This window comes from Aureispira sp. CCB-QB1 (assembly GCF_000724545.1).
In the GTDB taxonomy this organism is placed as follows: domain Bacteria; phylum Bacteroidota; class Bacteroidia; order Chitinophagales; family Saprospiraceae; genus Aureispira.
The window spans coordinates 166,113-192,039 of record NZ_JHBV01000039.1; the positions used below are offsets into that span (position 1 = coordinate 166,113).

Below are 25,927 nucleotides of genomic sequence, written 5' to 3' on the forward strand. Positions count from 1 at the left end.
ATAAAAAAAGCAAAATAAGCCTTATTTTTGTGCTGAAAAATATTATCTAATTTAGGGATTTTTTTGTATCTTTGTAGTTATGGAAAACGATAAATTAAATGAAGAGGAAACAGCTCAAAACAATAGTCAATATGGGGCAAACAATATTACTGCCCTTGAAGGATTAGAAGCTGTACGCTTGCGTCCCGGAATGTATATAGGGAGCACCGATGAAAAAGGGTTGCATCACCTTGTTTACGAGGTTTTGGACAACTCAATTGATGAGCATTTAGCAGGTCACTGTAGCCACATTCAAGTTATTATCAATGATGACAATTCTATAACTGTCAAAGATAATGGTCGTGGTATCCCAACAGGTATGCACCAAAAGCTCCAAAAATCAGCCTTGGAGGTCGTTATGACTGTACTTCATGCTGGAGGTAAGTTTGACAAACAAACTTATCAGGTTTCTGGTGGTTTGCATGGGGTAGGTGTCTCCTGTGTTAATGCCTTGTCTATAATGCTTCGTGCAGAAGTGCATAGAGAAAACAAAATTTTTACACAAACGTATTCTAGAGGAGTACCTCAATCGCCTGTAGATATTATTGGTGATACCGATATTACAGGAACTATCATTACATTTAAGCCTGATTCAGAAATCTTTTCGGAATTGGAGTATAGTTATGAAACACTGGCCAAACGATTGCGAGAATTGGCTTACTTGAACAAAGGCTTGCATTTGACCCTTCAAGATTTGCGCACACCAGACGAAAAAGGAGAATTTCCTACTGAGACCTTCTTTTCGGAAGGTGGTTTGTTGGAATTTGTGCAACATATAGACAAGCAAAGCGGCCGTGAAGTATTGGTCGATGTTCCCGTTCATGTTCGAGGAGAACAGGATAACGTACAAGTAGAGGTAGCGTTTCAATACAATCGTTCTTACCGTGAAACATTGCGTTCTTATGTCAATAATATTAATACGATAGAAGGTGGAACACACGTCAATGGGTTTCGTCGTGCCGTTTCTCATGTATTAAAGAAATATGGAGAGGCAAAAGAACTTTTCTCTAAGGCAAAAGTAAAAATATCTAGCGAAGATTTTAGAGAAGGTCTAACGGCTGTTGTTGCTGTAAAAGTTCCTGAACCACAATTTAAAGGTCAAACAAAAGGTGAATTAGGAAACTCTGAAGTAACCTCAATTGTTTCGGCTTGTGTACGTAATGCGTTGGAAATTTTCTTAGAAGAAAATCCGAATGCTGCCAAAATGTTGATGGATAAAGTTATTCTAGCAGCAAAAGCTCGTAGTGCCGCAAGCAAAGCACGCGAAATGGTGCAGCGTAAAAATGTTTTGACAGGCTCTGGGCTTCCTGGTAAGCTGGCTGATTGTTCCTCTAAAGATCCTGAAAGATCGGAAATATACTTAGTAGAGGGAGACTCGGCGGGAGGTACTGCCAAACAAGGTCGTGATCGTGAATTTCAAGCCATTTTGCCTTTGAGAGGTAAAATTCTAAATGTAGAAAAGGCATTGGAATATAAAATCTATGAGAACGAAGAGATCAAAAATATGTTTACAGCACTTGGCGTTCGTATCGAAGAAAAAGATGGTGAGCGTGTGTTGAACATTGAAAAATTACGTTATCACAAGATTATTATTATGTGTGATGCGGACGTAGATGGAAGTCATATCGTTACCTTAATTTTAACGTTCTTCTTCCGTTATATGCGTCCATTAATCGAAAAAGGGTATATTTATATTGCAGCACCACCATTGTATCAGGTTAAAAAAGGAAAACGTTCTATCTATTGTTGGAACGATGCGGATCGTGATCAAGCAGTTGTTTCTTTGGGAGGTGATAATTCGAGTGTAAATATTCAACGTTATAAAGGTCTTGGAGAGATGAACGCAGAGCAGTTGTGGGAAACAACCATGGATCCTGTTTCTCGTACATTGCGCCAAGCTACTATTGAGGATTTTGAATCTGCTGATGCTGTATTCTCTATGCTCATGGGAGATGAGGTTCCGCCTCGCCGGGCATTTATTGAAGCCAATGCCAAATATGCTAATGTGAATGTTTAAAAAATATCAGAAGCTGCTTGTATCAATTCAAGCAGCTTTTTTTTTATATTGAATTAAGAATAGTGATTACCTATGGTGCTACTTCGTGGATCGTTGATTCATCGTTTGTTGCTACTACGTGCTGCTTCGTGAGATCGCCAGTTTAGTTAGCAATGCTGTTAACTATTGTTAGAAAGAAATCGACTAATTTATAAAACAACCCAATTATGCACGCAGGAAGACAATATTCCCTTTTACATACCTTGTTTTGGACTAGTAAATACATTCTTATTTTTGCAATTTGGTCTACTATTGTAGTGCTTCTTTATTCTACTTTAGAAATAAAATGGATTGGAATACCTTGGCTACCGATAGCTTTAGTTGGAACAGCAATTGCTTTTTATTTAGGGTTTAAAAATAATTCGGCATATGATCGCTTGTGGGAAGCTCGAAAAATATGGGGCGGAATTGTTAACTCTAGTCGAACATTAGGAGTCATGGCACGTGATTTTGTAACCAATGAATATGCCAATGAACGCCTCTCTCAAACCGAATTACAAAAAATACACCGTCGCTTAATCTACCGACATATTGCTTGGTTGTATGCCTTGACGTTTCAATTAAGAGAGCCCAAGCCTTGGGAGCACAACAATAAAAAATCAGCCAAAAATAGAATGTCTTTTGATACGGATCCTAAGCCAGAACGGTACGATTATCTCAAACAATTTATTAGTACAGAAGATTTTGCCTACATCAGTTCCAAGACAAACCGAGCTGTTCAATTGTTGAGTTTGCAATCTAAAGATTTAAAAGAGTTGAAATCCAAAGGGTTGATTGATAATTTTAGGCACATGGAAATGAAAGGATTAATTGAAAAACTCTATGCTTTACAAGGAAAGTGCGAGCGAATTAAAAATTATCCTTTCCCTCGCCAATACGCTTCTGTGAATGTCTTTTTTGTTTGGTTGTTTAGTTTCTTGTTGCCCTTTGCAATGGTTCATGAATTTAGCCAAACAGGTGGTTGTTTTATTTGGTTGACTGTTCCTTTGTGTGTCGTTGTTTCGTGGGTTTTTCATACGATGGAGGTTATTGGTGACTTTAGCGAAAATCCATTCGAGGGCTTGTTTAATGACGTACCAATGACTTCTTTATCTAGAACGATTGAAATAGATTTGAGAGAAATGCTAGATGAAACGGATCTTCCTGTACCTATTAAGCCTGTGACTAAGTTTAAAATTTTGTTGTAACCTTACTCTAGATCGTTAGTCCCTGTGGTTGTGAGTTCGCATAGCTCGATTCGCTATTACTACATGGTTTCAATGGAGTTTGTCTAGAGCCTTTTTAATAGTTATAATCATGAATAGAATAGCCAAGGTAGGCGATGTATATGCTTTATGGAATGAAGTGTTGCAATTATGGACGTTAATACAAGTGATACAAGAGAATGAAAAGGGCAATATAGCTCTTTTAGATCTAGAAAATACCTTTGATGAAATCCCGACGGTTACCAATTTGGTTGATTTGAAACCTTTGATAATTAATCATCATAATTGGAAAGGAGAATATAGTTGTCGATATATTGGCACCAAAAGAGTACCCAAGCGGATTATATACATCGGCAATAATACTCCTATTTTAGATTTAGAGATTAGAAGTTATTCCATAGGTTGGCCCAAAAATGTATTACAAGTGATACTACAACATCAGTGGAATCAGTTGCCTAAATCGCTGCGAGTTGCTTATAAAACGGCGAAAGCATCTAAGGAGACTGTGGAGGTAGGAGGACGCTCAAGACGTATTGATTCAACAACAGTTTATATAGAACCAGAAGATGAAATACTTCTTACCGAGCTTCAAAAAATGCCTGCATTAACAGATATTTATTATAGGGGGACAAGCAATGAGTTAATTCCTTTGGTAGAAAAAAATCCGTTAATATCTACCTTAGAATGGAAAGAACATCGACAAAAAGTAGTGGACATTAGTAGAACAAATATTAGGAAATTAGAATTGGATGTTACGTTTCTCGAAGAGCTTATATTGAATGCATCTATTCGTTCGGTGTCTTTTATAGGAGATTTAGAGCAATTAAACAAGTTGAAAATTCATCATCCTTTGGGGGGAAAGTTTTTAGAAGTGGATATGTATCTTGTTAAGTCAAATATTGAACTTCCAAATTTGAATTTGCCCAATCTAGAAGAAATACGTTTGGTGGTCAATCAAATAGACATTAAACAGTTGGTAAGTTTTTATCCTAATCTTCGAACTATAGCTATTTGGGGAAATCCTGGAATCATTCACCACTTCAATTATTTTGGAAAATTTAAGCACCTAGAACATCTACAACTAAATGATTTGTTTGGTTTTGGTAAGCAAGATTTTCCTGCTCCAGAAATGCTGCCTCATCTAGAGTTTTTATGGTTGACTAGTATTCCTAAAGAGGCGGGAACGTATGCAAAAAAGCATTTTAAAGAAATTTCTTCTTTGAGTGTAACCAAATTACGTAATGAAAAATGGTTGGCAGAAAATTTAAACAACCCTTTTCGAAGTTGGGATGGTAGAGAAGGCATCTCTACTGCCAATGCCAAGAAAGCATTCAAAGCTTTTAAGGTACTTAATTCTGGTATTGAAAAACAGTCGGACAAAGAAGCTATAGTAGTGTTGTTTTCCAACTTTATTGATGTTTTTAATAAGATGGATACTCACGGAGTGATAGATACGATGGCTCGAGAGGAAATTTATGAGGTTTATATGGAGTTGGCTAAAAAGTCATCTATCAATGAACAAGAGCTATTTGAAATTTTTGAAAAAAATAGGGATTTTTAAAATAATCAATAGTTCGTTGAAACCACGAAGTAGCAGCGCACCCAGCTTGCTGGCTCATGACCGCAGGGAGTAACTAAGCTAACTACTAAATAATAGAACTCTAAGATATTTTTTTTAAAACATAGTGTTGTTGTTGGCAGATGTTGGGGGAACCTGCTGAATAGCATCCCAGTGTTCAATAATTTTTCCTTGTTCGTCAAACCTAAAAAAGTCCATTGTTACGTATTCTTTGTTTGCATCTGGCCAAACTTGATGAGTATGCAACGCTACCAAGTCTCCTTCTGCAATAGCTCGAACAAACTCAATAGATTTGCGAGGATAATTTTTTGCTAAATCTTCGAAATAGGCAATAAACGCTTCTTTGCCATCTCCAACGGAAGGGTTATGTTGAATATATTGTGCTCCAACATATAGCTCGGTAGCTTTTTGGGGATTACCCTCATAGGCCATTTTATAAAATTCAATGGCATTTTTTTTATTATCTTGTCTGCTCATATTTTCAATTTATTTTTATAATGCTCTCAACACATTTATAACTAAAGAGGTTCAAAAAAACATTATTTAAGTAGGACTTTTAGGTCTCTGTCTTAAGCTTGTTACAAAAAAGAAGATCATTAAATACACCAATTAATCCATTGTTTGGGGTATAAACGACCAAACTAGAAGACGACTTTTTTTATTGCCTTGCCCCATGGAAATCGTATTGGTATATGCTACACCTACTTTTTTTAATAGTTTATAGGTAGGCTTAAGATGCGCTTCTTTAGAAACTAAGGTTGTAAACCAACGCACAGAACTGGCAACGCTTTTGCTTTGTGTTATCATTTGCTTTAGAAATTGCAATTCTCCTCCTTTGCACCACAATTCGTGCTGTTGACCACCAAAATTCAAAGTTGGTTCTATCACATTTTTTTTGCCTAAGTTCTTCAGTTTTCTGAGGGCTTCCATTTTGGCTTCTTCCGCAGAGGCATGAAAAGGTGGATTACAAATAGATAGGGTAAAGTTATCTTTGGCTGTGATAATGCCTTTTAAAATGTGTTCGCTATGCTCTTGCCAACGAAGTTCTATGTTAGATCGTAGTGTCTTATTATTGAGAACAATAGCATGTGCATTTTGGAGAGAAGCTTTATTGATATCTACTCCAACAAAAGACCAAGCGTATTCTTTTACTCCAATAATTGGATAAATACAGTTGGCACCAACTCCAATATCCAATACACGAATTTTTTTTCCTTTGGGGATAAGACCATCATTTTCCTTGGCTAATAGATCGGCAATATGGTGTATATAGTCGGCACGACCAGGAATAGGAGGGCAAAGGTAGTGGTCTGGGATATCCCAGTTTTGTATGGCATAGTAATAACTCAGCAAGGTTTTATTAAGCATTTTTACCGCAATGGGATCAAAAAAATCAATGGATTGTTGCCCTTGTTTGTTTTTAATGATAAATGCTTGCAATTTGGGATTGTGTTTTAATAACTCATTAAAATCATATTGCCCTTTGTGCTTGTTGCGAGGATGTAAACCTGATTTATGTTTTTGATTAGCCATTGATTTAATTGTAATGCTTTAAAGGTAAAGGGTGGAATAGCTGGTCGTTACTAGTTGTAGTTTTTTAGATCGATAATGTAGGTTGTAAAAAAACTAAAAAATAAGCGGACTATTAATAACTAAGGTATAATTTATTTAAATTATTAATTGATGTAAAAAAGTTACATTTGTAAAAAAAATAAAACAATGACGAATACAGAATTCATACTTCTTAACTTAAAAGAAATTCGGAGACGAAGCATTAAACTATGGGAAGGACTTCCAAGAGAACGTTATTTTTGGAAACCAGATAAAGAAGCCATGACAGCCATCGAAATGATTCGACATGTTTTGGGAGCAGATCATGGGTGGAATATTATTATTAACCAAGGAGATATGTCGAGTTATATTTCTCCTTGGGAAAATCGACCGTTTGTAAGTTTGCAGGATGAACTTGAATTTGCAAAACCGTATCGCCAGCAATTTTTAGAAAGTATTCGCCAATTTTCAGCAGATGATTTAGCCAACAAAGAAATTACGCATCCAGGTAATGGTAAAGTAAGATTATTAGGAGATTATTTGCTTCGGATTGGCTACCATGAATCTGTCCATGCTGGACAATTTATTTCTTATTTAAGAATGATGCAAGTTGAGAGACCATTTATTTGGGATTAGTAGGAATGAATATTATTCAGTGCTTGAAAGGAGAGTTTACAGCCACTTAGAATACGATTTAAAAATTACAATAATCCTCAACAGAATTTAATTGAGCCCATCGAGCAGACAGTAGTTTGGCATAATCAATATAAAATAGACCATAAGAACCTAAGCTAAAACCGTCGTTTGCCTCAATTAAAATTGTTTCTCCTTGTTTGGTCACTCCTACATCAAAAGCATAGCCATTAGGTGCATTTTCATATGCTTTAGGAATTGCTTCTACAACGTTATAATCAAAATGCTTCCGCCAGTTGCCCTTATAAGGTCGAACTCCGACAATTTTATTATAACGAACAAAGCATCGCCATTCGGTTTCAATTTCTAAAGCACCCGATACCCAAACAGGCACATCAAACGTCCTGTCTCCACAGCCAATTAAATCATTGGTTCCATGAACTACACGCCCAGTAAATTTTTTAGCAAAACCTTTGGGTTTTACAAATTGTCCCCACTCCGAAGGGGTAGAGGCGATGGTATTAATCGTAGATTCTTTGAGAGGACGTTTTAAGAAATGACGCAAAGAAGGGGGATAATCTAATGGTTCAGGAGGAACAATCCCATGACGCTCCAAAGCTTGGTAAACAACCCCAATGCCTGCTACTACTATTGCTTCTTGCTCTAAATTCTCAATTTCTTTTATAGATTCAAAATGAACAATTTCAAATCCCATTCTGCGAAACCCTTCACAGGCAATGTAACAGTTGATATTTAAAGGTTGATTGGTATCTCGATGTTGAATATACGCTTTCATAGTGGTCGTTGTTAAGAGAATACACTGCTCATTAAAAGCTATTGTTTTAACGTAGTACTTAGCTGCACTGCTACTTCGTGGTAGCTCCCAGCGGTCGTGAGAGCGCAAGCTTAGTTTTTTAGCTTTTTTGTAAAAAACTAAAAAAGCACCTTTTTATCAGTTTGATTATCAGTTCTTTAAGGGATTAAGCAGCGAAAGTGTACTCTAGTGATAATTAAACTGATGCGATTTTCCCACGAAGTAATGTAACGAGCAGCGCAATTTTTTTCAAAAAGTATTAAGATTTAAACTCTGAAATAACTTCAATTTTGCCAACAATATTAGCATTCAAGTCATCCATCAACTCAGCAGGAATCCACAACTCGTTGTGTTGATGGGCGCCTACATTTTGGATTTCAAATTGCTGCAAAAATGAATTCTTAACCTCAAAACGAGTCACATACCCAATACCATATTGTTTTACGTTCCAATCTTTTGTAATCTGAGTAGCGTAAGCTTCATTCATAACTGGATAGAAGAACGGCTGTTCTGGTTTTCGAGGAGGAAAACCACGGTGGTCAAGCTCTTGAATCAAGAATAGTTCTTTGTCATTGACAGGACGATACAAGGTTGTAGTTAGTTTTTTCATGTGTTGGTTAGTTTTGAAATTAAAATAAATAGTAGTTAACGGTGTTGTTATCATCTGATGATTGAAACACCAATAGAGCAACACCGCTAACTATTGCTAAAAAGGAATCTACTTTTAATAGCTGTTAATACAATAAGTTAATAGAAAGAGTTCCACATCGACTTTTTTTTGTCAAAAATTGTATGGTACAAGTTGTGATAACTTATTCTAAAAAATGTCATCCAAAACAGCTATTAAGCGCTCCAATTCTTCAAAGGTATTGTAATGAGCCATGCTAACTCGAACCACACCTCCTTGACGATCTAAATCTAAGGCTTTGGTGATGCCATTTGCATAAAAGTTGCCCGTTTTGATACCAATATTGTTTGCTGCGACTTTGGCATCAATTTCAGGACTATTTATTCCTTCTACCACAAAGGCAATGGTACAAACACGAACATCCTTATCAGCTGTTGTTTCTCCTATGATACGTACCTTATCTTTGGTCGCCAAAAAGTTTAGTAGATGTTGAGCTAATGCTTCTTCGTGAGCATCAAACAAATCATAGGCGAATTGCATCTGAGTTCTGATCGGGTCGTTCGCATTCATGCCGTGGTGTTGTGCAACTGCTTGCAAGTATTCAGAAATTCCATTCAAGGCGTAAGTTAACTCATAATTAGGACCGCCAGGTTGAAATTTGTACGGCAAATCATCGTTGGGTACAATTGAGTGATTGATGCCTGGAAGTCGCAACAAATGTTCTTCTTTGCCATACAAAACACCAATATGAGGGCCAAAAACTTTGTAAATGCTATAAACATAAAAGTCAGCATCTATATCTTGTACATCTGGCAAGCGATGTGGGGCATAAGCAACACCGTCTACAAAAGCAAGTGCTCCTTGACGGTGGATATACGCATTGATTTCTTTGGCGGGATGAATCGTTCCAAAAATATTGGAAACATGACAGTAGGCAACTAATTTTGTTTTTGCTGACATTAGTTGTTTTAAATCTTCCAATTCTAATTGAAAGGTTTCTGTATTAAACTCCCAAGTTTTGATAACAATACCCTGCTCTGCAAGACTTTGCCAAGGGCTAATATTGGCTTGATGGTCTGCATTGGTAATAATAATTTCGTCTCCTGCTTGTAATGTTTTGCCAATGACAATAGAAAACAAACGAATGAGAGCAGTCGAAGAACTTCCTATGACTGCTTCGTGAGGAAATTTAGCGTTTAAGGTTTGTGCAATCTGAGCCGTACCACTGTTTACCCGTTCTCTGGCTTGAGTAGAGATGCTATAAGTTCCTCCAAGTTGGACATCTGAGGTCATATAATACGCTGTAATTTTATCCATGACCCTTTTTAGAGTTTGGGAACCACCAGCATTATCAAAAAAAACATAATCTTCTCTTAAAGAGGGATATTCGTTGCGAATAAAATCTAAGTCAAGTTTCATTATAATTGAGTGTTAAGAAATGCATAGAATAGATATTTAGCAATAAATTGTTCTTTATTTTTGGGTAGTAGTTAGCTACGCTGCTACTTTACCAAAAAGATAAAAAAGTACATTTATTTAACCGCAAGATTTTGGTCGTATAATAAAACATGTGAAATATACTTGTTAAATGACGTTTCCACAAACTATTGCAAAAGATAATAACCACATTTTAGGTAAGCCCCTTCAGGAAAAGAAATGGGATGGTCCAAATCATGGTAGGTCTTTTCTTGAATTTTGAAGCGTTTCCCACTAGCTTTTAGGCTCTTTTCAACGGCATCAAAGAAATCAATAGCTTTGATTCTTGCGGTACAAGAAGCCAATACCAATAGACCGCCTTTGGAAACCAATTGACTGCCTAATGTTGCTAGGCGTTTATAACTGTTGATGGCACCAGCAACCTCCGATTCTTTTTTGGCAAAAGAAGGAGGATCAATGACTACAATATCATATTTTTGACCTTGTTGAATCAAATCTTCAAGCCCTTTGAAGGCATCCACGGCTAGAGTGGTGTGTTGACCAGAATGAGGATTTAAAGCCGCATTTTGTTGGGCGACAGTCAATGCTTGGGCACTAATGTCAATACTGACTACTTGGGTGGCGCCTTTGGCTAGTGCATGCACTGAAAAACCTCCAGCATAAGCAAAGACATCAAGCACAGATTTCCCTTTTGATAAGTTTCCAACTTTTAAACGATTGTGTCGATGATCTAAAAAATAGCCTGTTTTGTGACCATGAATTACATTGGCAGAAAAGTTAACACCATGCTCTTTAAATACAACGACCTCATTTTCTAAATCGCCATAGACAACTTGACCATCTTCCAAACCAAAATTATTGGGATTTTGTTGCAACAAACGACTCATACGAAGTACCATTGTTGTACAATTACTGATTTCTAGTAAGATCGGTAGAATATCATTCAAATAGGGAAACCAAATTGATGCATAAAGTTTGACGACAATAACATGTTTATAAACATCAGCAATCAAACTGGGTAAACCATCATTTTCGCCATAAATCAAACGATAACTATTGGTATCTGTAGCCAAGAGTGGTGCCCGTTTTTCATAAGCGGCTTTGATTTTGGCTTCAAACCATGCCGCATTAATGGTAGCAGCTTGATGCGTTTGTAAAACTTTAATACGTATGGGAGAATCAGGGTCGTAGAGACCGCAAGCTAAGAACTTATTCTTTTTATTATCATAAATAATAGCTAGATCACCCGCATTGCCAGTAGTACTTAATTTAGTGATTCCTCCTTCAAATACCCAAGGATGCCCTTTTTTTACCATTCGTTCGGCGGCAGGTTTGAGTTTAATAGCAAGACGTTTGATCTCAAATTTTGGAAATGTTATTATCATGAAATATTGGTCTACGTACAAGACGATATTAATACAAGAAATGCTCTTATCGCTCCAAAGGTAAGGAAGTAAATTGATTAACGTAGCACCAGTTACTTAACTTTTTTTAAGGCATCCTTGATCGCTTGATACGAAGAAGAAGAAAATTGTAATTGTTCGATAACTCCATCAGAAGAATTGGCTTTGGTCGAAGCCAAGACGGGTTGTTTGTCTTTTTCTCCAAAAGCAATAATTTGAATGGCTTCATTCTTGGGCAAGTCAGAAAAGCTGACTTGATTGCCTTCTCGTTTTCCTGTAAGAATAATTTTTGATTTTTGAAGCATCAATTTTACTTCTGCTAAAAACGTAGGTTCTACTTTTACAACCAAGTTAACAGGATCTGGACTATCTATTGCTTTGGCCGCAGCAATCCAACCCAACTTACTAATATTAAAAATATGATATTTAAATTCTAACTGGTCTATGTGACTAATTTTTTGTGTCTGTAGTTTAGGATATTTTTTCCCTAGAATATTGATGTAGTGGATGTCTTTTTTGTAATGTGGTTCTGCCTGATGGACATGAAAAATATATTGACCACTAACAGCAGTAGGCTGTCCATTGACTAAAAATGGTTTGCAAATAGGGTAGTTTTTCATTACCTTTAAAATTCTCTTTTGGAAATTGGTATTGACTTTTTCTTCAAAAGCAACATTTTCTATTTTTCCTAATTTATTGATGGTATAGTCTAGGTGCAAATGCTGTTCGTTGTCCCAAAGTTCTTGTTCTTCTTTTTCTTTACGAATGGTGAGATTTTTGTCTTCCCAAAGTTCAATAGAGCTGCCATCAGCAAATTGAGCTTCCTTATACTGACCTGTTTTTAGGCGATGGTTAAACAGACGGGGCTGATCAAATTTTATAGGTGTCCAAGCTTGTGGGTGACCACTCCACAAACCAATTTCAGGAGTGTTTTTATCTTTCTTAAAATGTATTCTCAAGTCGTGTTTGGGGGAAATGGATAGGGTGTTAATACCTTGTTTGGCTTCTAAGTAAATAACTTTGCTAGCAGCTAAAAGGTGGTGATCCAAACTTGCATTAGAAATACTTTGTGCTAGAGCAGCAGAAGGAGAGTGGTATTCTTTTAGATACAAGTCTACCATGGTATTACTACCTCTGGCAATAAACGCTTTGGCTGGCACATAAATAAAAAAATCATTTGCTCCAAAAACTAGGGTGTCTCGGCTGTTGTCAATTGTAAATTTAGTTGGTTCTATGTCAATAGAAGCATAGGCAAACGGCTTTAATCCACGATTGCTATCTGGGTCAAGTTTTGGGGGCTTATGATCCCCACAAGAAAGGACCAAAAGACTTGCAGCTAAGATGATGAAAAATGTATGTTGCATAAGACAAGATATTATAATAATTAGAGTAGTAAGGATACCTAATGCAAATAGGATGCTAGAAATTTTTTGAAACAATTACTGGTTGTAAAAAGAAGCAAAATTACTAGAATTTGGTCGATTAATCAAGCCAATTTTAAACGGGAACATTTTTCTTTAATTGTTCCAAAATATGAAAGGTTGCAGGGCAATACAAGGCATTCTTAGCGTGATAACTCAAGTTTTTAGAAAAGTTGACATCAGTATGTGGGTATTCACGGCAAGCCTTTGGGCGAAACTCATAGATAGAACATTTGTTGTCTTCTAATAGAAATGGGCAAGGGGTTTGCTTTAAAACAGTATCGTGGTCTTCGTCTGTAGTCAAAAAATCTTTTTCAAACGTAGCTAAAGAAAGCCCTAATTTTTTAGAAATGCGTTGGGCATCTGTTTTGTTAACAATGGGCGGCAAGCCCGAACAGCAACCCGCACAATCTAAACAATCAATTTTTTGAAAGACTTTTTCATGTGTTAAGCTTGCAAATTGGTCCAAATGTTTGCCACGGTGTTGATGCAGTTTTTTGGTGAATTTTTGGAGTGATTTTTTTGCTCCATCCTTTTTGTTCTTCCAACTTTGAATAAGATCTTCCATAAACTAACTGTAAGTATTGATGTCGTTAAATACATTGCCAATTCAACGATCAAAGGTCATATACTTTATTGATGCGATTGAATTGTATTGCTCTGTGATTGCATTTAAGTTTTGACCATTGTTATAATAAAAATAGCTGTTGACAAGTTATCAATTTCTAATAAATACTTTGTAATTTTTCGTTTTTAAAGTAGATCTAAAACAGAATCCATCTATGCGCTCAATTCTTTTTATACTCGGAGTTATTATTCAAGTACCATTAGGATGGTATTTTTATGCGACAGAATCTACTGATTCTAAGCTAGAAACAAATGTTGTTCTTCCAAAAATACAAAAAGTAGATGGTTTTGATATGGATATTGTTCCTGCTGCGGCTCAATTTCATAAATATGTTGATTTCTTAAAAGACAAACGTTTGGGATTGGTGGTTAATCACACATCTACTGTAGGAACACACCACTTGGTAGATACTTTGGTTAGAATGGGGTTTGATATAAAAAAAATATTTGCCCCTGAACACGGTTTTAGAGGAAAGGCAGACGCAGGAGAAAAACTTAAAGATGGTCTAGATGCTCGTACTGGTATTTCAATTGTTTCATTATACGGCAAAAACCGAAAACCCAATGCGACACAATTCCAAGATTTGGACTTAGTAATATTTGATATTCAGGATGTAGGAACTCGGTTTTATACCTACACTTCGACGATGACCTATGTGATGGAAGCTTGTGCAGAAAACAATGTGCCTTTGTTAATTTTGGATCGCCCCAATCCTAATGGGCATTATGTTGATGGTCCAGTTTTAGAAAAGGATCAAAAGAGTTTTGTCGGTTTACATCCTGTGCCCGTTGTTCATGGCTTAACGGTAGCGGAATATGCGCATATGATAAACGAGGAGGGTTGGCTAGAAAATGAGGTGCAGTGTGAATTGTATCATGTAGAATGTTTGAACTATGACCATACTAAGTTTTATCAATTGCCTATTCCACCTTCGCCTAATTTACCAAATATGAAAAGTATTTATCTGTATCCTTCCCTGTGTTGGTTTGAAGGCACAACAGTTAGTGTGGGCAGAGGAACTACCAAGCAATTTCAAGTATATGGTCATCCAGATTGTTCTATTGGAAACTATAATTTCAAACCCATACCCAGAGAAGGAGCGAAAAAACCTAAGCACGAAGGATTGTCTTGCAAAGGGTATGATTTGAGCCAACTGACTATTGAAAAATTGCAAACAAGCACCCAACTTAACTTGAATTATTTGGTCGATTTTTATACTCATTTGAGCGAAAACCAACAAGCTGCATTTTTTAATAAAAACAATTTCTTTGATAAATTAGCAGGTACCAGTACCTTGCAAGCGCAACTCAAAGAAGGAACGAGCATTTCAGCGATTCAAAAAGAATGGAAAGCGGCTTTGGACAACTATAAAAAGTTGCGAAAAAAATACTTATTGTATAAAGACTTTGAATAATTGAAATGCTTGAACCATAGGTGTTATTGTATCTCTTGCATTTTTCGGATCTGCGTAAGAAGCATTTTTTTAGGCGTGATAGGAATAGCAGCCATCATCATTTTTTGTGTAAATGTCAATCCTGAAATAACATCTAACTTCCCTGCTAGCATTGCATTGTAACCATCCAAAGCGACAGACCTAGCACTAGCTGCCTGTGCAAACAAATCTGTTTTGTCCATGCCAGATGTATCTGCAAAACCTGTTTCTGTTGCACCTGGCAAAAGCGCTGTAACTGTGATATTGGTATCGTGTAACTCTTCGGCAATTGCATTGCTAAAGGAGGTTACATAAGCTTTTGTGGCATAATAAACAGCTTGCAAAGGACCTGGTAGCAAGCTTGCTGTAGAGGAGACATTGAGTATTTTCCCGTTGTTTCGAGCAACAAAGTCAGGTAAAAAATAACGGGTTAAAGAAGTTAATGCGATGATATTCAAATGAATCATTGCCAAATCGTCTTTCCATGCCCGTTCGTGAAATTTGCCTTGTCCTCCAAAACCAGCATTGTTAATCAAATAATCTACCGTTATGTTATCGTCCTTTATCTCGTTATAAATATCTAAGGTCGCATTGGTTTCTGTTAAGTCTTTGACAATGATTTTAACGTTAACAGAATATTTTTGTTCCAACTCAGCTTTTAACCGATTAAGTTTGTCTTCACTTCTTGCAATGAGAATCAAGTCACCTCCTTTTTCAGCATGAATAAATGCAAATTCTTTTCCTATGCCACTAGAGGCTCCTGTAATTAAGGCTACTTTTTTCATAATAATTTGTGTTCAATACTTAAATAATAAGACAAAGATAAGGCAAGAAACAAGAGGGATGTTTGTTAAAAAAAATCAAATCTACTTGTCAAAAAAAGTCAATAAATATTGCTATTGTCTAGTTGCTTATCGTTCTGTAGTACTTTTGAATCTATAAATGAGGTAAATGTTTTGTCGATTGGTAACAAACTAAAGAATTAGACTACAGATACTTATTATAATAAAATCAAACCCCAAATTGTTCTAAATGATGGCTGTGATGTTTGTAAATTGCCCAACTGCGTTCGGAGGGAGATAGTTTCCCAAATAACGTATGTTCTGCACTTCCTGTATGGCGAACAAAGGCATCCATGGATGCCAAAAAGCGTTCTTTTTCAGCATCAAAATCTTTTTGACTACTAATTACATATTGTTGATGAGTGGGAGAACTTTTAGGGTAAGGCTTATCGTTAAGAACGGATTTTTTGATAAACCCTTTGAATAACTTTAGGAAAAAAGGAGTGTTTTTTAGAGCCTTGCCATTACAAGCTTCTTGAACTTCGGTGCAATGAGCAAACATTTGAGCTGCGTTCATCGTCCCCCAAAGAGGTCGACTATCGGCTTTGATACGCTGAAATCTAGCCTTGAAGTCCTGATAAACTTGTGGATCAAATAGATTAGGATGTTTGGTAGTCGCCATAGTTGCTTATTTGATAAAATGCGTTATTGATGCTACAATAGTTCGTTGTAAAACTTTATTAGTTTGATAATCAATAAGTTGTATCTTTGTTGTGTTTTGTGTTAAAATTTTGATTATCAAACTAATATAAATGTGCTTTTTTATCTTTTTGGTAAAAAAGTAAAAAACTAAGCTTGCGCCCTCATGAGCGTAGCGAACTAATCAACGAACTACTAATGCTAAGAAGGTACAAAAATTTATATTCATAACAAAAAGTAGGGTAGGGTAATTCTCAAACGGTTAAGAGCTGAAGAAGCTATTAAAAATAACTTGCTTCTGCAAAAAAACTATTTGAATTTTTAATCCCTTTGGGAGATGATTTTTATCTATAATTTAGGCTTATAATAAACTAAATACGGAATTAATTGAATGAATAGAATCTATAAATAGGAATTTTTGTCTTTTTTTTTATCAAAAAAACGTTTTTATCTTGTAATTTATGAAGACCAGTTCTATTTAGGATATAAAAAATGTGATTTTTTTAGAAGAATTAAACTTTTTTTAACTGTTTTTATATAACTTTGTTGAGTAGAAGCACTTCTATTTCAGTTCATAAAGTTATTATTAACTGAATGTTGAAGCTAGTCCCCAGCTAGTATTTAACTTAGATAATCCTCTTATCAAAGTTGACTTATCTAAATATGATTCAAAGAATAATTGAATAAAATTTAAGTTAGTGAATTGCGACTAATTTAAGAAGAACTGATGGCTTAGTTAAAGTGATTTTTGACAAAGATAAATTTTCTATTTCTCCTTAATTTTAAGTAATTTACATACACATTAAAATCAAGGTACACCACATCCTTTCTTGATTCATCTACTTATAATGACAATTAATAAGGTTAATAGTCTATGATCTTATTAGCACATTGTCGCTTCTTAAAACACGTACAAAATGATGAGATTAACATTAATGCTCGCCTTTTTGTTTGTTTCTGTCGTTACCCATGCACAGCTGTCGGTCCAAAAAGGACTTACAGCACAACAGCTTGGGAATAATCTGGCAGGGGCAAACATTAACATTATTAATCCAACCATTACGGGAGATACGAGCCAATATGGCTTGTTCAATTTTACTGGAACTGGTTTAGGTTTATCTTCTGGAGTCATATTATCGACAGGAGATATTGATAATGCTGTGGGACCTAACAGCAATCCCAGTACCTCAACCTCTTATGGGTTGCCAGGAGATGCCGACTTGACAGCTCTAGCAGGTTTTGCAACACAAGATGCGGTTGTTTTCGAATTTGAATTTGAGGTTCAAGGGGACGAACTCGAATTTAATTTTGTATTCTTATCAGAAGAATACAACGAATTTGTCAATAGTGGATTTAATGATGTATTTGCTTTTTACATCAGTGGTCCAGGTATTGTTGGGCAAGAAAATTTAGCAGTTGTGCCAGGAACAACAACTCCTGTTACGATTAACAGTATCAACAACGGCTCTTTTTTCCAGTTTTATAATGACAATGATGCTAGTGTGACGAATCAAGTTAATGTAGAATTTGATGGTTTTACAACCTTGATGAAAGCGAGAAGAACCAATCTAACACCTTGTAGCGTATACAAGTTATCGCTGCGAATTGCCGATGGTTCTGACGATCGTTTAGATTCTGGGGTATTATTACAAGAAAACTCATTGGTTTCTAATAGTATTGCCGTTAACTCTGCAACAGTTAGCACCGATACTACAGCCTTAGAAGGTTGTATCCCTGCAACATTTACGTTTAATTTGGGAGCAACGGCTGCGACGGATCTCAATATTCCAATTCGTTTGGGAGGCACAGCGTTAAATGGTGTCGATTACGCATTCATAGATTCTATCATTACAATTCCTGCGGGACAAACTTCTTCAACCGTTATTATCAATGCATTAGCAGATGGTATTACAGAAGGTAGAGAAACGATTGAATTATATTATAGTCCGTCTTCTTGTGCGCCTGAAGATACTGTTTTGTTGTATATAGACGATGCAACTTCTATTACATTTGATGCTTTGGGTACCAATTTGAATTGCAATGGAAATAGCTCAGGAAGTATTAATGTAAATATAACAGGGGGAGCACCACCTTATAATGTTACCTATATTGATACGGCAACGGGTGTCTCTAACACCGTTCCCGCAACGTCCTTGCCAATAACAGGCTTGGATGCTACTTCTTATTTATTGCGTATTTCTGACCAATACGGATGTACGGCAGATGCTATTGTTGTTGGAGGAAACTTCAATGCAGGACAAACATTTTTGCCCGATGGTACAGGAGCTTCGTATACATCAGGTATTAATATAACAGGTTTTAATGCAGGGCAAACGCTTAACTCAATTAATCAAATCAACTCTATTTGTGCAACAATGGAGCACTCTTATGCTAGTGATTTGACAATAGAATTGGTCGCGCCAAGTGGACAAAGCATTCAATTAAAGAATGTAGGAAATACAGGAACAGGTGTGAATACTTGTGACTTGGGAGAGCCAATTGCCTCTGGACCAGTTGATAACTGGAGTACTTCAAACACTTTGCCAGGGGTAGGGTACCAATATTGTTGGACCAATAACCCAACTTATGCCACGATGAACGATATGGTTTCGCCAGCTCCTCCAGGCCCTCCACCAACACATACCTTTACAACATTGGCAGGAAATACTTATACGGATTACTACTTGCCAGCGGGCTCTTATGCTCCTCGTCAATCTTTCTTTGGTTTGTTGGGAACTTCATTAAATGGAAACTGGACGTTGAGGGTAACCGATAATTTTGCACAAGACAATGGTTACATTTTTGATTGGTCAATTAGTTTGCAAACTGATTTGCCAGACTCTATTGTTACCTTAACCGAGCCGCCAGCACCTACTATGGCACACACTACAACAGATCCAGCTTGTGGTATGTCGAATGGAGCAATTGATTTTTCTGTAACAGGAAATGGACCATTTACGTATCTATGGTCAAATGGCGCAACGACAGAGGATTTGAATAACATCACAGCAGGTTCGTATACAGTAACAGTTACGGATGGAACGGGGTGTACTTATGATTATACCGTCAATTTATCAAATACAGGGTCAGTAACCCTAAGTGCTGTTGTAACCGACGAAGCGTGTGATGGTTCCAATGATGGTGCGATTGATTTGAGTGTAGGGGCAGGAACATTTACCTACGCATGGTCAAATTCAGCATCTACAGAAGACTTGACAGGTTTGGCACCTGGAACATATACTGTAACCGTTTCAGATGGTACTTGTGTAGGGGTAGCTAGCTATACGGTTGATCCAGCTAGTACAATTGTAGTTACTTCTTCTATTACAAATGAAAATTGTGGAGATCAAGAAGGAGTTATAAATATTTCTTTGCAAGGCGGAGTAACACCGTTTACCTATATTTGGTCGAATGGTGAAACATCACAAGATATTGATGATTTGCAACAAGGTAATTATTTTGTAACAGTGACCGATGCCAACAACTGTACAACAGTAGATTCATTTACAGTAATTAATTTAGTTGGAAACTGTGTGCCTAGTTGTGATTTAGATATTACAAGCTTCTTAGCGTCTAATGAAAATTGTGCAGATGGTACTGGTGCTGTAGATATTACCGTTTTTACAACTAGTGGACCAATTACTTACTTGTGGTCAAATGGAGCAACAATGCAAGATATTAGTGGCTTATCGGCAGGATCTTATGCCGTTACGGTGACAGATGCTATTAATTGTGTGGATACGATGAGTTTTAACATTATCAATCAAGCAAGTGGCTTGAGTATAGCATCGATGAATGTGACGAATGAGTTCTGTGGTAATGGTTCTGGAGCTATTGATGCAACAATATCAGGAGGTTCTTTGCCATATACTTATTTGTGGTCAAATGGTGCGACAACCCAAGATCTTTCGAATGTTGCGGCAGGAGCTTATACGTTGACAGTAACCGATGGAAATGGCTGTCGTTATGTAGATAATGCCACTGTTGTTAACAATACAGGTGGTTTTGTTCAAACATTTGGGAATGCAGTAGATGAAGTTTGTTCTAATGGACAAGGTTCTATTGATATTTTATTTAGTGGTGGTCAAACGCCTTATTCTTACTTGTGGTCAAATGGGGCAACAACAGAAGATTTGATAGGAATTAGTGCAGGAACGTACACTTGTACTGTAACCGATAATGCAGGATGTGTGCTCATTACACCAAGTTATGTCGTTAATAACAATGCAGGTGGTTTGACATTTAATAACATAGATGTTGACAATGAAACTTGTGCCAACGGGCAAGGAGAGATTACCTTGAGTATTACTGGCGGACAAGCACCTTATACCTATGCTTGGAATACAGGAGCTAACACAGCAGCCATAACTGGTTTGTCAGCAGGAGCGTATACTGCAACGGTAACCGATAATAGTGGTTGTGCTATTTTTACCAACACCTTGAACTTAGCGAACAATAGTGGTAACCTTTCTTTAGATGCAGTACAAGTGATGGACGAAACGTGTGGTAGCGGAACTGGTAGTGTAGATATTACGGTATCAGGAAATACAGGTCCGTTGAGTTTTGCATGGAGTAATAGCTCTGCTTCTGAAGATTTATCCAACTTATCGGCAGGAAATTATAATTGTACGATTACAGATTCTGTCGGTTGTGCAGTATATGCCAATGCAACGGTCAACAATGATCCAGGAGCCTTGAGTATTGATAATACAATTATCAGCGATGAAACTTGTGGTCAAAATGATGGTTCGGTAACTATTATTGTTTCTGGAGCCAATGCACCTGCCACTTATGCATGGTCAAATGCTAGTGCGACACAAAATCTATCTAACATCGCAGCTGGAACATATAGTGTAACAGTAACCGATGCTATTGGCTGTACGGTAACATCTAATGCTAATATTCAAAATAATACAGGAACGCTAGCTTTAGCAGGACAAGTATTAACGAATGAAGTTTGTGGGAATGGACAAGGGGCGATTGATATTAGTATAACGGGGGGAACCGCTCCACTAACTTATTTGTGGTCTAATAACGCCACAACAGAAGATGTATCAGGTTTGACATCAGGAACGTATACTTGTACAATTTCAGATGCGTCAGGTTGTGATTTGATTGCAGGTCCTTACGTTATTAATAATAGTTCAGGAACATTAACACAAGGAACGCATCTAGTAACAGATGAAACGTGTGGGAATGGACAAGGGGCGATTGATATTACTGTAACAGGTGGAACGGCACCATTGACTTATTTATGGTCTAATAATGCCACAACAGAAGATTTGACCAACTTGTCAGCAGGAACGTATACTGGTACGGTTAGTGATGCTTCGGGTTGTTCGTTAATTATTACAAGAACAGTGAACAACAACGCTGGTGGATTGACGATCTCGAATGCTCAAGTCGTAGATGAAAACTGTACAGACGGACAAGGGTCAATTGATATCACAATTGCTGGTGGTACTCCTACCTATACCTATGCATGGTCAAACTCAGCAACGACAGAAGATTTGACAACTTTAAGTGCTGGAACATATAGCGTAACGGTGACCGATGCCAATGGTTGTGCTGTTTCTAATAGTTATACAGTTAATAATAATTCTGCCAACTTCCAATTGGCTAACATCAATACGACAAATGAAAATTGTGGAGATGGAACAGGGGCTATTGATGTGACCTTCACTGGAGGACAGGCACCCCTTGTATATGTATGGTCAAATGGCGCAACAACCGAGGATTTAACAGGATTAAATGCAGGCGTGTATGCTGCAACAGTAACAGATGCCAATGGCTGTGTAATTACACATTCTTCTAGCATCCAAAACGATCCAGGGTCATTAACAGTTTCTAATGATAGTATTGTTGATGCAACTTGTGGAGCAGTTAATGGAGCTGTTTTCCTCACGATAAGTAACGGTACACCAGGATATACTTATCAATGGTCGAATGGTGCTACTACTCAAAACTTGACAGGCTTGTCAGGAGGGACGTATACTTGTGTCATTACGGATGCAAACGGATGTACGACAAACTATACGGGAACAGTACAGGATTTGGGCGGTAATTTGCAAATTGCTAATAGTTCTACTGTAGACGATGCTTGTAATCAAGGAACTGGTTCTATTACAACAACCGTGACAGGTGGTGGACTGCCGTATACTTATAATTGGTCAACGGTCTCATCTAATCCATGTTGCAACTATGAGCTGCATATGTTTGATTTAAATGGCAATGGATGGGGAGGTACACCTGCTCCATTTGTAAATGTATATGTCAATAATAATTTAATTGGTGCCTATACAGTGCCAATAGGTCCAGGAAACTCATTCAATAGCGTTGCTATACCCGTATGTACAGGAGATGTCATTGCTGTTGAATACGTTGCTGCGGCTCAAAATGGTAATAATGCCTACTTATTGCTAAATGCTGCTGGCGATACTGTATTCCAAGATGGTCCTAATCCATTCTCGGGAGGAATTGCCTATACAGGAAATGTAACTTGTTCTATCAATGGTCAAGGAACCAATAGTATTTCCAACTTATCGGCTGGAAATTATGGTTTAACGGTTACGGATAATTACGGTTGTTCTGTAACACAAGCCTACACGATTAATAACTCTAGTGGAGCAATTAATATTAGTTTGAATAATCAAGTCGATGAAACTTGTGGTCTAGGAAATGGAGCACTTGATGTCACCGTAGGAGGGGCAGCGAATCCAACTTACTTGTGGTCGAATGGTGCAACAACAGAGGATATTACAGGTTTGTCTGCGGGAGCATATACAATGACTGCAACAGACCCAAGTAATGGCTGTACAACAGTAGGAAGTTATACGATTGTCAACAATGCCAATGGCTTGGTGGTTACAGATACCTTAGTTACAAATGAAACTTGTGGGAATGGGCAAGGAGCAATTGACCTTACAGTTAGTGGAGGGGCAACACCTTATTCATTTGCATGGTCGAATGGATCAGGAACAGAGGATATTATTCTGTTATCAGCGGGTACTTATATAGTTACTATTACAGATAATACTGGCTGTGATTTAGTAGAAACGTATACCGTTATCAATAATGCCAATGGTATTACAGCATCAGCCGTTACAACAGACGAAACTTGTGGTGATGGAACAGGTGCTATTGATATGACAGTAACAGGAGGAACAACACCATATACTTTTGCATGGTCAAATGGCGCAACAACAGAGGACATTACAGGTCTATCTGCGGGCATATATAATACTACTATTACCGATGCCTCAGGATGTGTTATTGTCTTTGCGGATACAGTCAACAATACAACTAGTACCGTAACGATTACAAATGTAACGATCGATACTGCTTTCTGTGGTAATAATGATGGAGGCGTTACATTAGCTTTATCTGGTGGTGCATTGCCATTGAGTTTTAATTGGAGTAATGGAGCAACGACTCAAAACCTTACCAATGTAACTCCTGGGACCTATACTTTAACTATAACAGAAGCCAATGGATGTATGTTGGTCGATTCTTTTGTAGTGGAGAACAATGCTTTCTTTGATGTGACTGCTACCGTTACCAACGAAGCCTGTGGTGATGGAACGGGGGCTATTGATTTAACAATAGCAGCTGGAGGACCTCCTCCATCCTTTGTATGGTCAACAGGAGCAACAACAGAGGATTTAGCCAACCTTTCCGCAGGAACATATTCCGTAACCATGACGGTTAACTTTGGACCTGGCGGGGGTGGATGTACTCATGTGGAAACGTATCAGGTAATTAATGATTTAGGACCTGTTAATATAGATAGCTTAGTTGTTACCGATGAAACGTGTAATCAAGCGAATGGTGAAATTGATGCGTATACGTCGATCGATAGTTTCTGTAACTATACCTTGAATTTGTATGATGGCTTTGGCTTTGGTTGGCAAGGTTCAAGTGTGACTGTTATCGTTGATGGAGTAAATGTAGGAAACTATACTGCGACAGCGGCTGTTTCTTCCTTTACGATCAAAGTTCCTAGCGGGCAAAGCATTCAATTTATTTATAATGAAAGTCCATTTGCACCAGGGCAAGATAGTTATGATGTAGTCTTAAACGGAACGACCGAATTTATTTCAGGGCTAAATCCAGTAAATGGCTCTGGGTATACAACTACTTGTACCAGTCCTACGACCTCTGTAACTAGTTTTACCTACTTATGGTCAACAGGAGCAACAACTCAAAGTATTTCTGCTTTATCAGCAGGTACGTACACCTTATCTATAACCGATAATAATGGTTGTGTAACAATTGATTCCGTCTCTATCCAAAACAACACATTCGGATTTGGTATTGCTGGTGCATTGCTGACAGACGAACAATGTGGTGACGGTACTGGTGCCATTGATTTGACAATAGGAGGCGGAGCGAGTCCATATACTTTTGTTTGGAGCAATGGAGCAACAACAGAAGATTTGACAGGTCTTTCAGCTGGAAGCTATGATGTTACGGTAACAGATAACTTAGGTTGTGCCTTGGTACAATCGTATGTTATTAATAATAATACCAATAATTTTGGAGTTACTGGAACAACAACAGCGGCTAACTGTGCGGCAGCGGATGGTAGTGTAGATATTACAGTAACTGGAGGAACAAGCCCTTACACTTATGCGTGGAGCAATGGAGCAACAACAGAAGACGTGAGTGCCGTTGTTTCTGGTACCTATGCTGTAACGATAACAGATGCAGCAGGTTGCATTATTAATGCTACTTATACTGTTGGAAATACAGGTGGTGGTTTAGGATTGACCTCTACACCAACAGCTGCAACTTGTAATCAGGCAAATGGCGGTATGATCTTAAATGTAACAGGGGGAACAAGTCCTTATACTTATGCATGGAGCAATGGAGCGACAGGAGCTAGTATTTCGGGTGTATTGGCTGGAAATTATGGTGCAACTATAACTGATGCCAATGGCTGTCAATTATCTGTACCAATTGTAATTCCAAATATCGGAACTCCTGTAGACTTTATTTCTGGAGATACAACTTCAACGTCTTGTTCTAGTTGTAGCGATGGTGCGGTTGACTTAACTCTAGGAGGAGCTGGTGCACCTTATACCTTTGTTTGGAGCAATGGAGCAACAACTGAAGATTTAATAAATGTTGTTCCTGGAGTCTATAATGTAACGATTACAAACGTGGATGGTTGTACAATGGATACTGTATTTACAGTTGATTTCTCTACGGCAATAGTGGAATTAGAGGGCATGGAACTGAGTGTGTATCCAAACCCATCTAATGGAAGCATTTATGTAGAATTTGCACAACTACCAATGGAGCCAATCCAAATTGAAGTGTTCAATGCACTTGGACAACGTGTTATGGAGCGTACTTATGCTCCTCAGTTGATTCAAGAACGTATTCATGTAGATGTACAAAATGCCAGTACTGGAACTTATATGATGAAAATCTCTTCTGCTGGAAAATACATTACCAAACGAGTGGTTATTTTGAAAGAGTAGAGTAATTTATAAATGCCATTTCTAAACATAGGCTAACCTTTTATAGTTGGATTATGTTTGGGAATGGCTTATTTATTCAAAACAACACATTGTCCCCACCTTTGTTATGAAGTTATTTGAGAATTAATTTTTTTT

At 37.4% G+C, this 25,927-nt stretch carries 16 protein-coding genes; 6 read left to right on the forward strand and 10 right to left on the reverse strand.

Annotation, left to right across the window (positions count from 1 at the left end; genetic code table 11):
• The first annotated feature begins 79 nt into the window (after positions 1–79).
• From gyrB to CG11_RS20025, 3 genes are all read left to right on the forward strand, one after another.
• Positions 80–2,056, forward strand: coding sequence for a DNA topoisomerase (ATP-hydrolyzing) subunit B (gene gyrB / locus CG11_RS20015; protein WP_052598616.1), 1,977 nt, complete (start codon positions 80–82; stop codon positions 2,054–2,056).
• 206 nt (positions 2,057–2,262) lie between these two features.
• Complete coding sequence (locus tag CG11_RS20020) at positions 2,263–3,282, forward strand: bestrophin family protein (protein WP_052598617.1); 1,020 nt, start codon at positions 2,263–2,265, stop codon at positions 3,280–3,282.
• 109 nt (positions 3,283–3,391) lie between these two features.
• Positions 3,392–4,861, forward strand: coding sequence for a hypothetical protein (locus CG11_RS20025; RefSeq protein ID WP_052598618.1), 1,470 nt, complete (start codon positions 3,392–3,394; stop codon positions 4,859–4,861).
• A 114-nt stretch (positions 4,862–4,975) separates the two neighbouring features.
• Here CG11_RS20025 and CG11_RS20030 read toward each other — a convergent pair whose 3' ends face one another.
• Both CG11_RS20030 and rlmF read right to left on the reverse strand, forming a co-directional pair.
• Positions 4,976–5,356, reverse strand: a complete 381-nt coding sequence (locus tag CG11_RS20030) for a nuclear transport factor 2 family protein (RefSeq protein ID WP_052598619.1) — start codon at positions 5,354–5,356, stop codon at positions 4,976–4,978.
• A gap of 132 nt (positions 5,357–5,488) precedes the next feature.
• Positions 5,489–6,412, reverse strand: a complete 924-nt coding sequence (gene rlmF, locus CG11_RS20035; RefSeq protein WP_052598620.1) for a 23S rRNA (adenine(1618)-N(6))-methyltransferase RlmF — start codon at positions 6,410–6,412, stop codon at positions 5,489–5,491.
• Between the two features lie 186 nt (positions 6,413–6,598).
• On the opposite strand from rlmF, the gene CG11_RS20040 reads away from it, so the two are divergent.
• Positions 6,599–7,066 carry a DinB family protein gene (locus CG11_RS20040; protein WP_052598621.1) on the forward strand — a complete coding sequence of 156 codons (468 nt, stop codon included), beginning with the start codon at positions 6,599–6,601 and terminating at the stop codon, positions 7,064–7,066.
• Between the two features lie 58 nt (positions 7,067–7,124).
• Here the strand turns inward: CG11_RS20040 and CG11_RS20045 are convergent, their stop codons facing one another.
• From CG11_RS20045 to CG11_RS20070, 6 genes are all read right to left on the reverse strand, one after another.
• Entirely contained in the window at positions 7,125–7,859 is a 735-nt protein-coding gene (locus tag CG11_RS20045; protein ID WP_052598622.1) for an ATP-grasp domain-containing protein, read from the reverse strand.
• A 277-nt stretch (positions 7,860–8,136) separates the two neighbouring features.
• A complete protein-coding gene (locus CG11_RS20050) occupies positions 8,137–8,487 on the reverse strand; it encodes a hypothetical protein (protein ID WP_052598623.1) in 351 nt (116 codons plus the stop codon).
• Between the two features lie 207 nt (positions 8,488–8,694).
• Entirely contained in the window at positions 8,695–9,924 is a 1,230-nt protein-coding gene (locus CG11_RS20055; RefSeq protein ID WP_052598624.1) for a cysteine desulfurase-like protein, read from the reverse strand.
• A gap of 185 nt (positions 9,925–10,109) precedes the next feature.
• Positions 10,110–11,327 (reverse strand): class I SAM-dependent rRNA methyltransferase, encoded by a 1,218-nt coding sequence (locus CG11_RS20060; protein ID WP_052598625.1) that lies wholly within the window; start codon positions 11,325–11,327, stop codon positions 10,110–10,112.
• A gap of 92 nt (positions 11,328–11,419) precedes the next feature.
• Positions 11,420–12,709 (reverse strand): hypothetical protein, encoded by a 1,290-nt coding sequence (locus CG11_RS20065; protein WP_052598626.1) that lies wholly within the window; start codon positions 12,707–12,709, stop codon positions 11,420–11,422.
• A gap of 133 nt (positions 12,710–12,842) precedes the next feature.
• Complete coding sequence (locus CG11_RS20070; RefSeq protein WP_052598627.1) at positions 12,843–13,334, reverse strand: YkgJ family cysteine cluster protein; 492 nt, start codon at positions 13,332–13,334, stop codon at positions 12,843–12,845.
• Positions 13,335–13,548: 214 nt separating this feature from the next.
• On the opposite strand from CG11_RS20070, the gene CG11_RS20075 reads away from it, so the two are divergent.
• Entirely contained in the window at positions 13,549–14,808 is a 1,260-nt protein-coding gene (locus CG11_RS20075) for an exo-beta-N-acetylmuramidase NamZ domain-containing protein (protein ID WP_081909608.1), read from the forward strand.
• A 23-nt stretch (positions 14,809–14,831) separates the two neighbouring features.
• On the opposite strand, the gene CG11_RS20080 is transcribed toward CG11_RS20075, so the two are convergent.
• Both CG11_RS20080 and CG11_RS20085 read right to left on the reverse strand, forming a co-directional pair.
• The gene (locus CG11_RS20080; protein WP_052598628.1) at positions 14,832–15,611 is read right to left on the reverse strand and encodes an SDR family oxidoreductase; all 780 of its coding nucleotides are present in this window, start codon (positions 15,609–15,611) and stop codon (positions 14,832–14,834) included.
• A gap of 226 nt (positions 15,612–15,837) precedes the next feature.
• Positions 15,838–16,290: a DUF1569 domain-containing protein gene (locus CG11_RS20085; RefSeq protein WP_052598629.1), complete on the reverse strand. Its 453-nt coding sequence runs from the start codon at positions 16,288–16,290 to the stop codon at positions 15,838–15,840.
• A 934-nt stretch (positions 16,291–17,224) separates the two neighbouring features.
• Between CG11_RS20085 and CG11_RS20090 the strand changes: the two genes are divergently transcribed.
• Entirely contained in the window at positions 17,225–25,792 is an 8,568-nt protein-coding gene (locus CG11_RS20090; RefSeq protein ID WP_081909609.1) for a choice-of-anchor L domain-containing protein, read from the forward strand.
• The last annotated feature ends 135 nt before the right edge of the window (positions 25,793–25,927 follow it).

Coding starts and splice junctions, on each gene's coding strand:
- gyrB (WP_052598616.1), top strand. CDS start 80: ATGGAAAACGATAAATTAAATGAAGAGGAAACAGCTCAAAACAATAGT.
- CG11_RS20020 (WP_052598617.1), top strand. CDS start 2,263: ATGCACGCAGGAAGACAATATTCCCTTTTACATACCTTGTTTTGGACT.
- CG11_RS20025 (WP_052598618.1), top strand. CDS start 3,392: ATGAATAGAATAGCCAAGGTAGGCGATGTATATGCTTTATGGAATGAA.
- CG11_RS20030 (WP_052598619.1), bottom strand. CDS start 5,356: ATGAGCAGACAAGATAATAAAAAAAATGCCATTGAATTTTATAAAATG.
- rlmF (WP_052598620.1), bottom strand. CDS start 6,412: ATGGCTAATCAAAAACATAAATCAGGTTTACATCCTCGCAACAAGCAC.
- CG11_RS20040 (WP_052598621.1), top strand. CDS start 6,599: ATGACGAATACAGAATTCATACTTCTTAACTTAAAAGAAATTCGGAGA.
- CG11_RS20045 (WP_052598622.1), bottom strand. CDS start 7,859: ATGAAAGCGTATATTCAACATCGAGATACCAATCAACCTTTAAATATC.
- CG11_RS20050 (WP_052598623.1), bottom strand. CDS start 8,487: ATGAAAAAACTAACTACAACCTTGTATCGTCCTGTCAATGACAAAGAA.
- CG11_RS20055 (WP_052598624.1), bottom strand. CDS start 9,924: ATGAAACTTGACTTAGATTTTATTCGCAACGAATATCCCTCTTTAAGA.
- CG11_RS20060 (WP_052598625.1), bottom strand. CDS start 11,327: ATGATAATAACATTTCCAAAATTTGAGATCAAACGTCTTGCTATTAAA.
- CG11_RS20065 (WP_052598626.1), bottom strand. CDS start 12,709: ATGCAACATACATTTTTCATCATCTTAGCTGCAAGTCTTTTGGTCCTT.
- CG11_RS20070 (WP_052598627.1), bottom strand. CDS start 13,334: ATGGAAGATCTTATTCAAAGTTGGAAGAACAAAAAGGATGGAGCAAAA.
- CG11_RS20075 (WP_081909608.1), top strand. CDS start 13,549: ATGCGCTCAATTCTTTTTATACTCGGAGTTATTATTCAAGTACCATTA.
- CG11_RS20080 (WP_052598628.1), bottom strand. CDS start 15,611: ATGAAAAAAGTAGCCTTAATTACAGGAGCCTCTAGTGGCATAGGAAAA.
- CG11_RS20085 (WP_052598629.1), bottom strand. CDS start 16,290: ATGGCGACTACCAAACATCCTAATCTATTTGATCCACAAGTTTATCAG.
- CG11_RS20090 (WP_081909609.1), top strand. CDS start 17,225: ATGATGAGATTAACATTAATGCTCGCCTTTTTGTTTGTTTCTGTCGTT.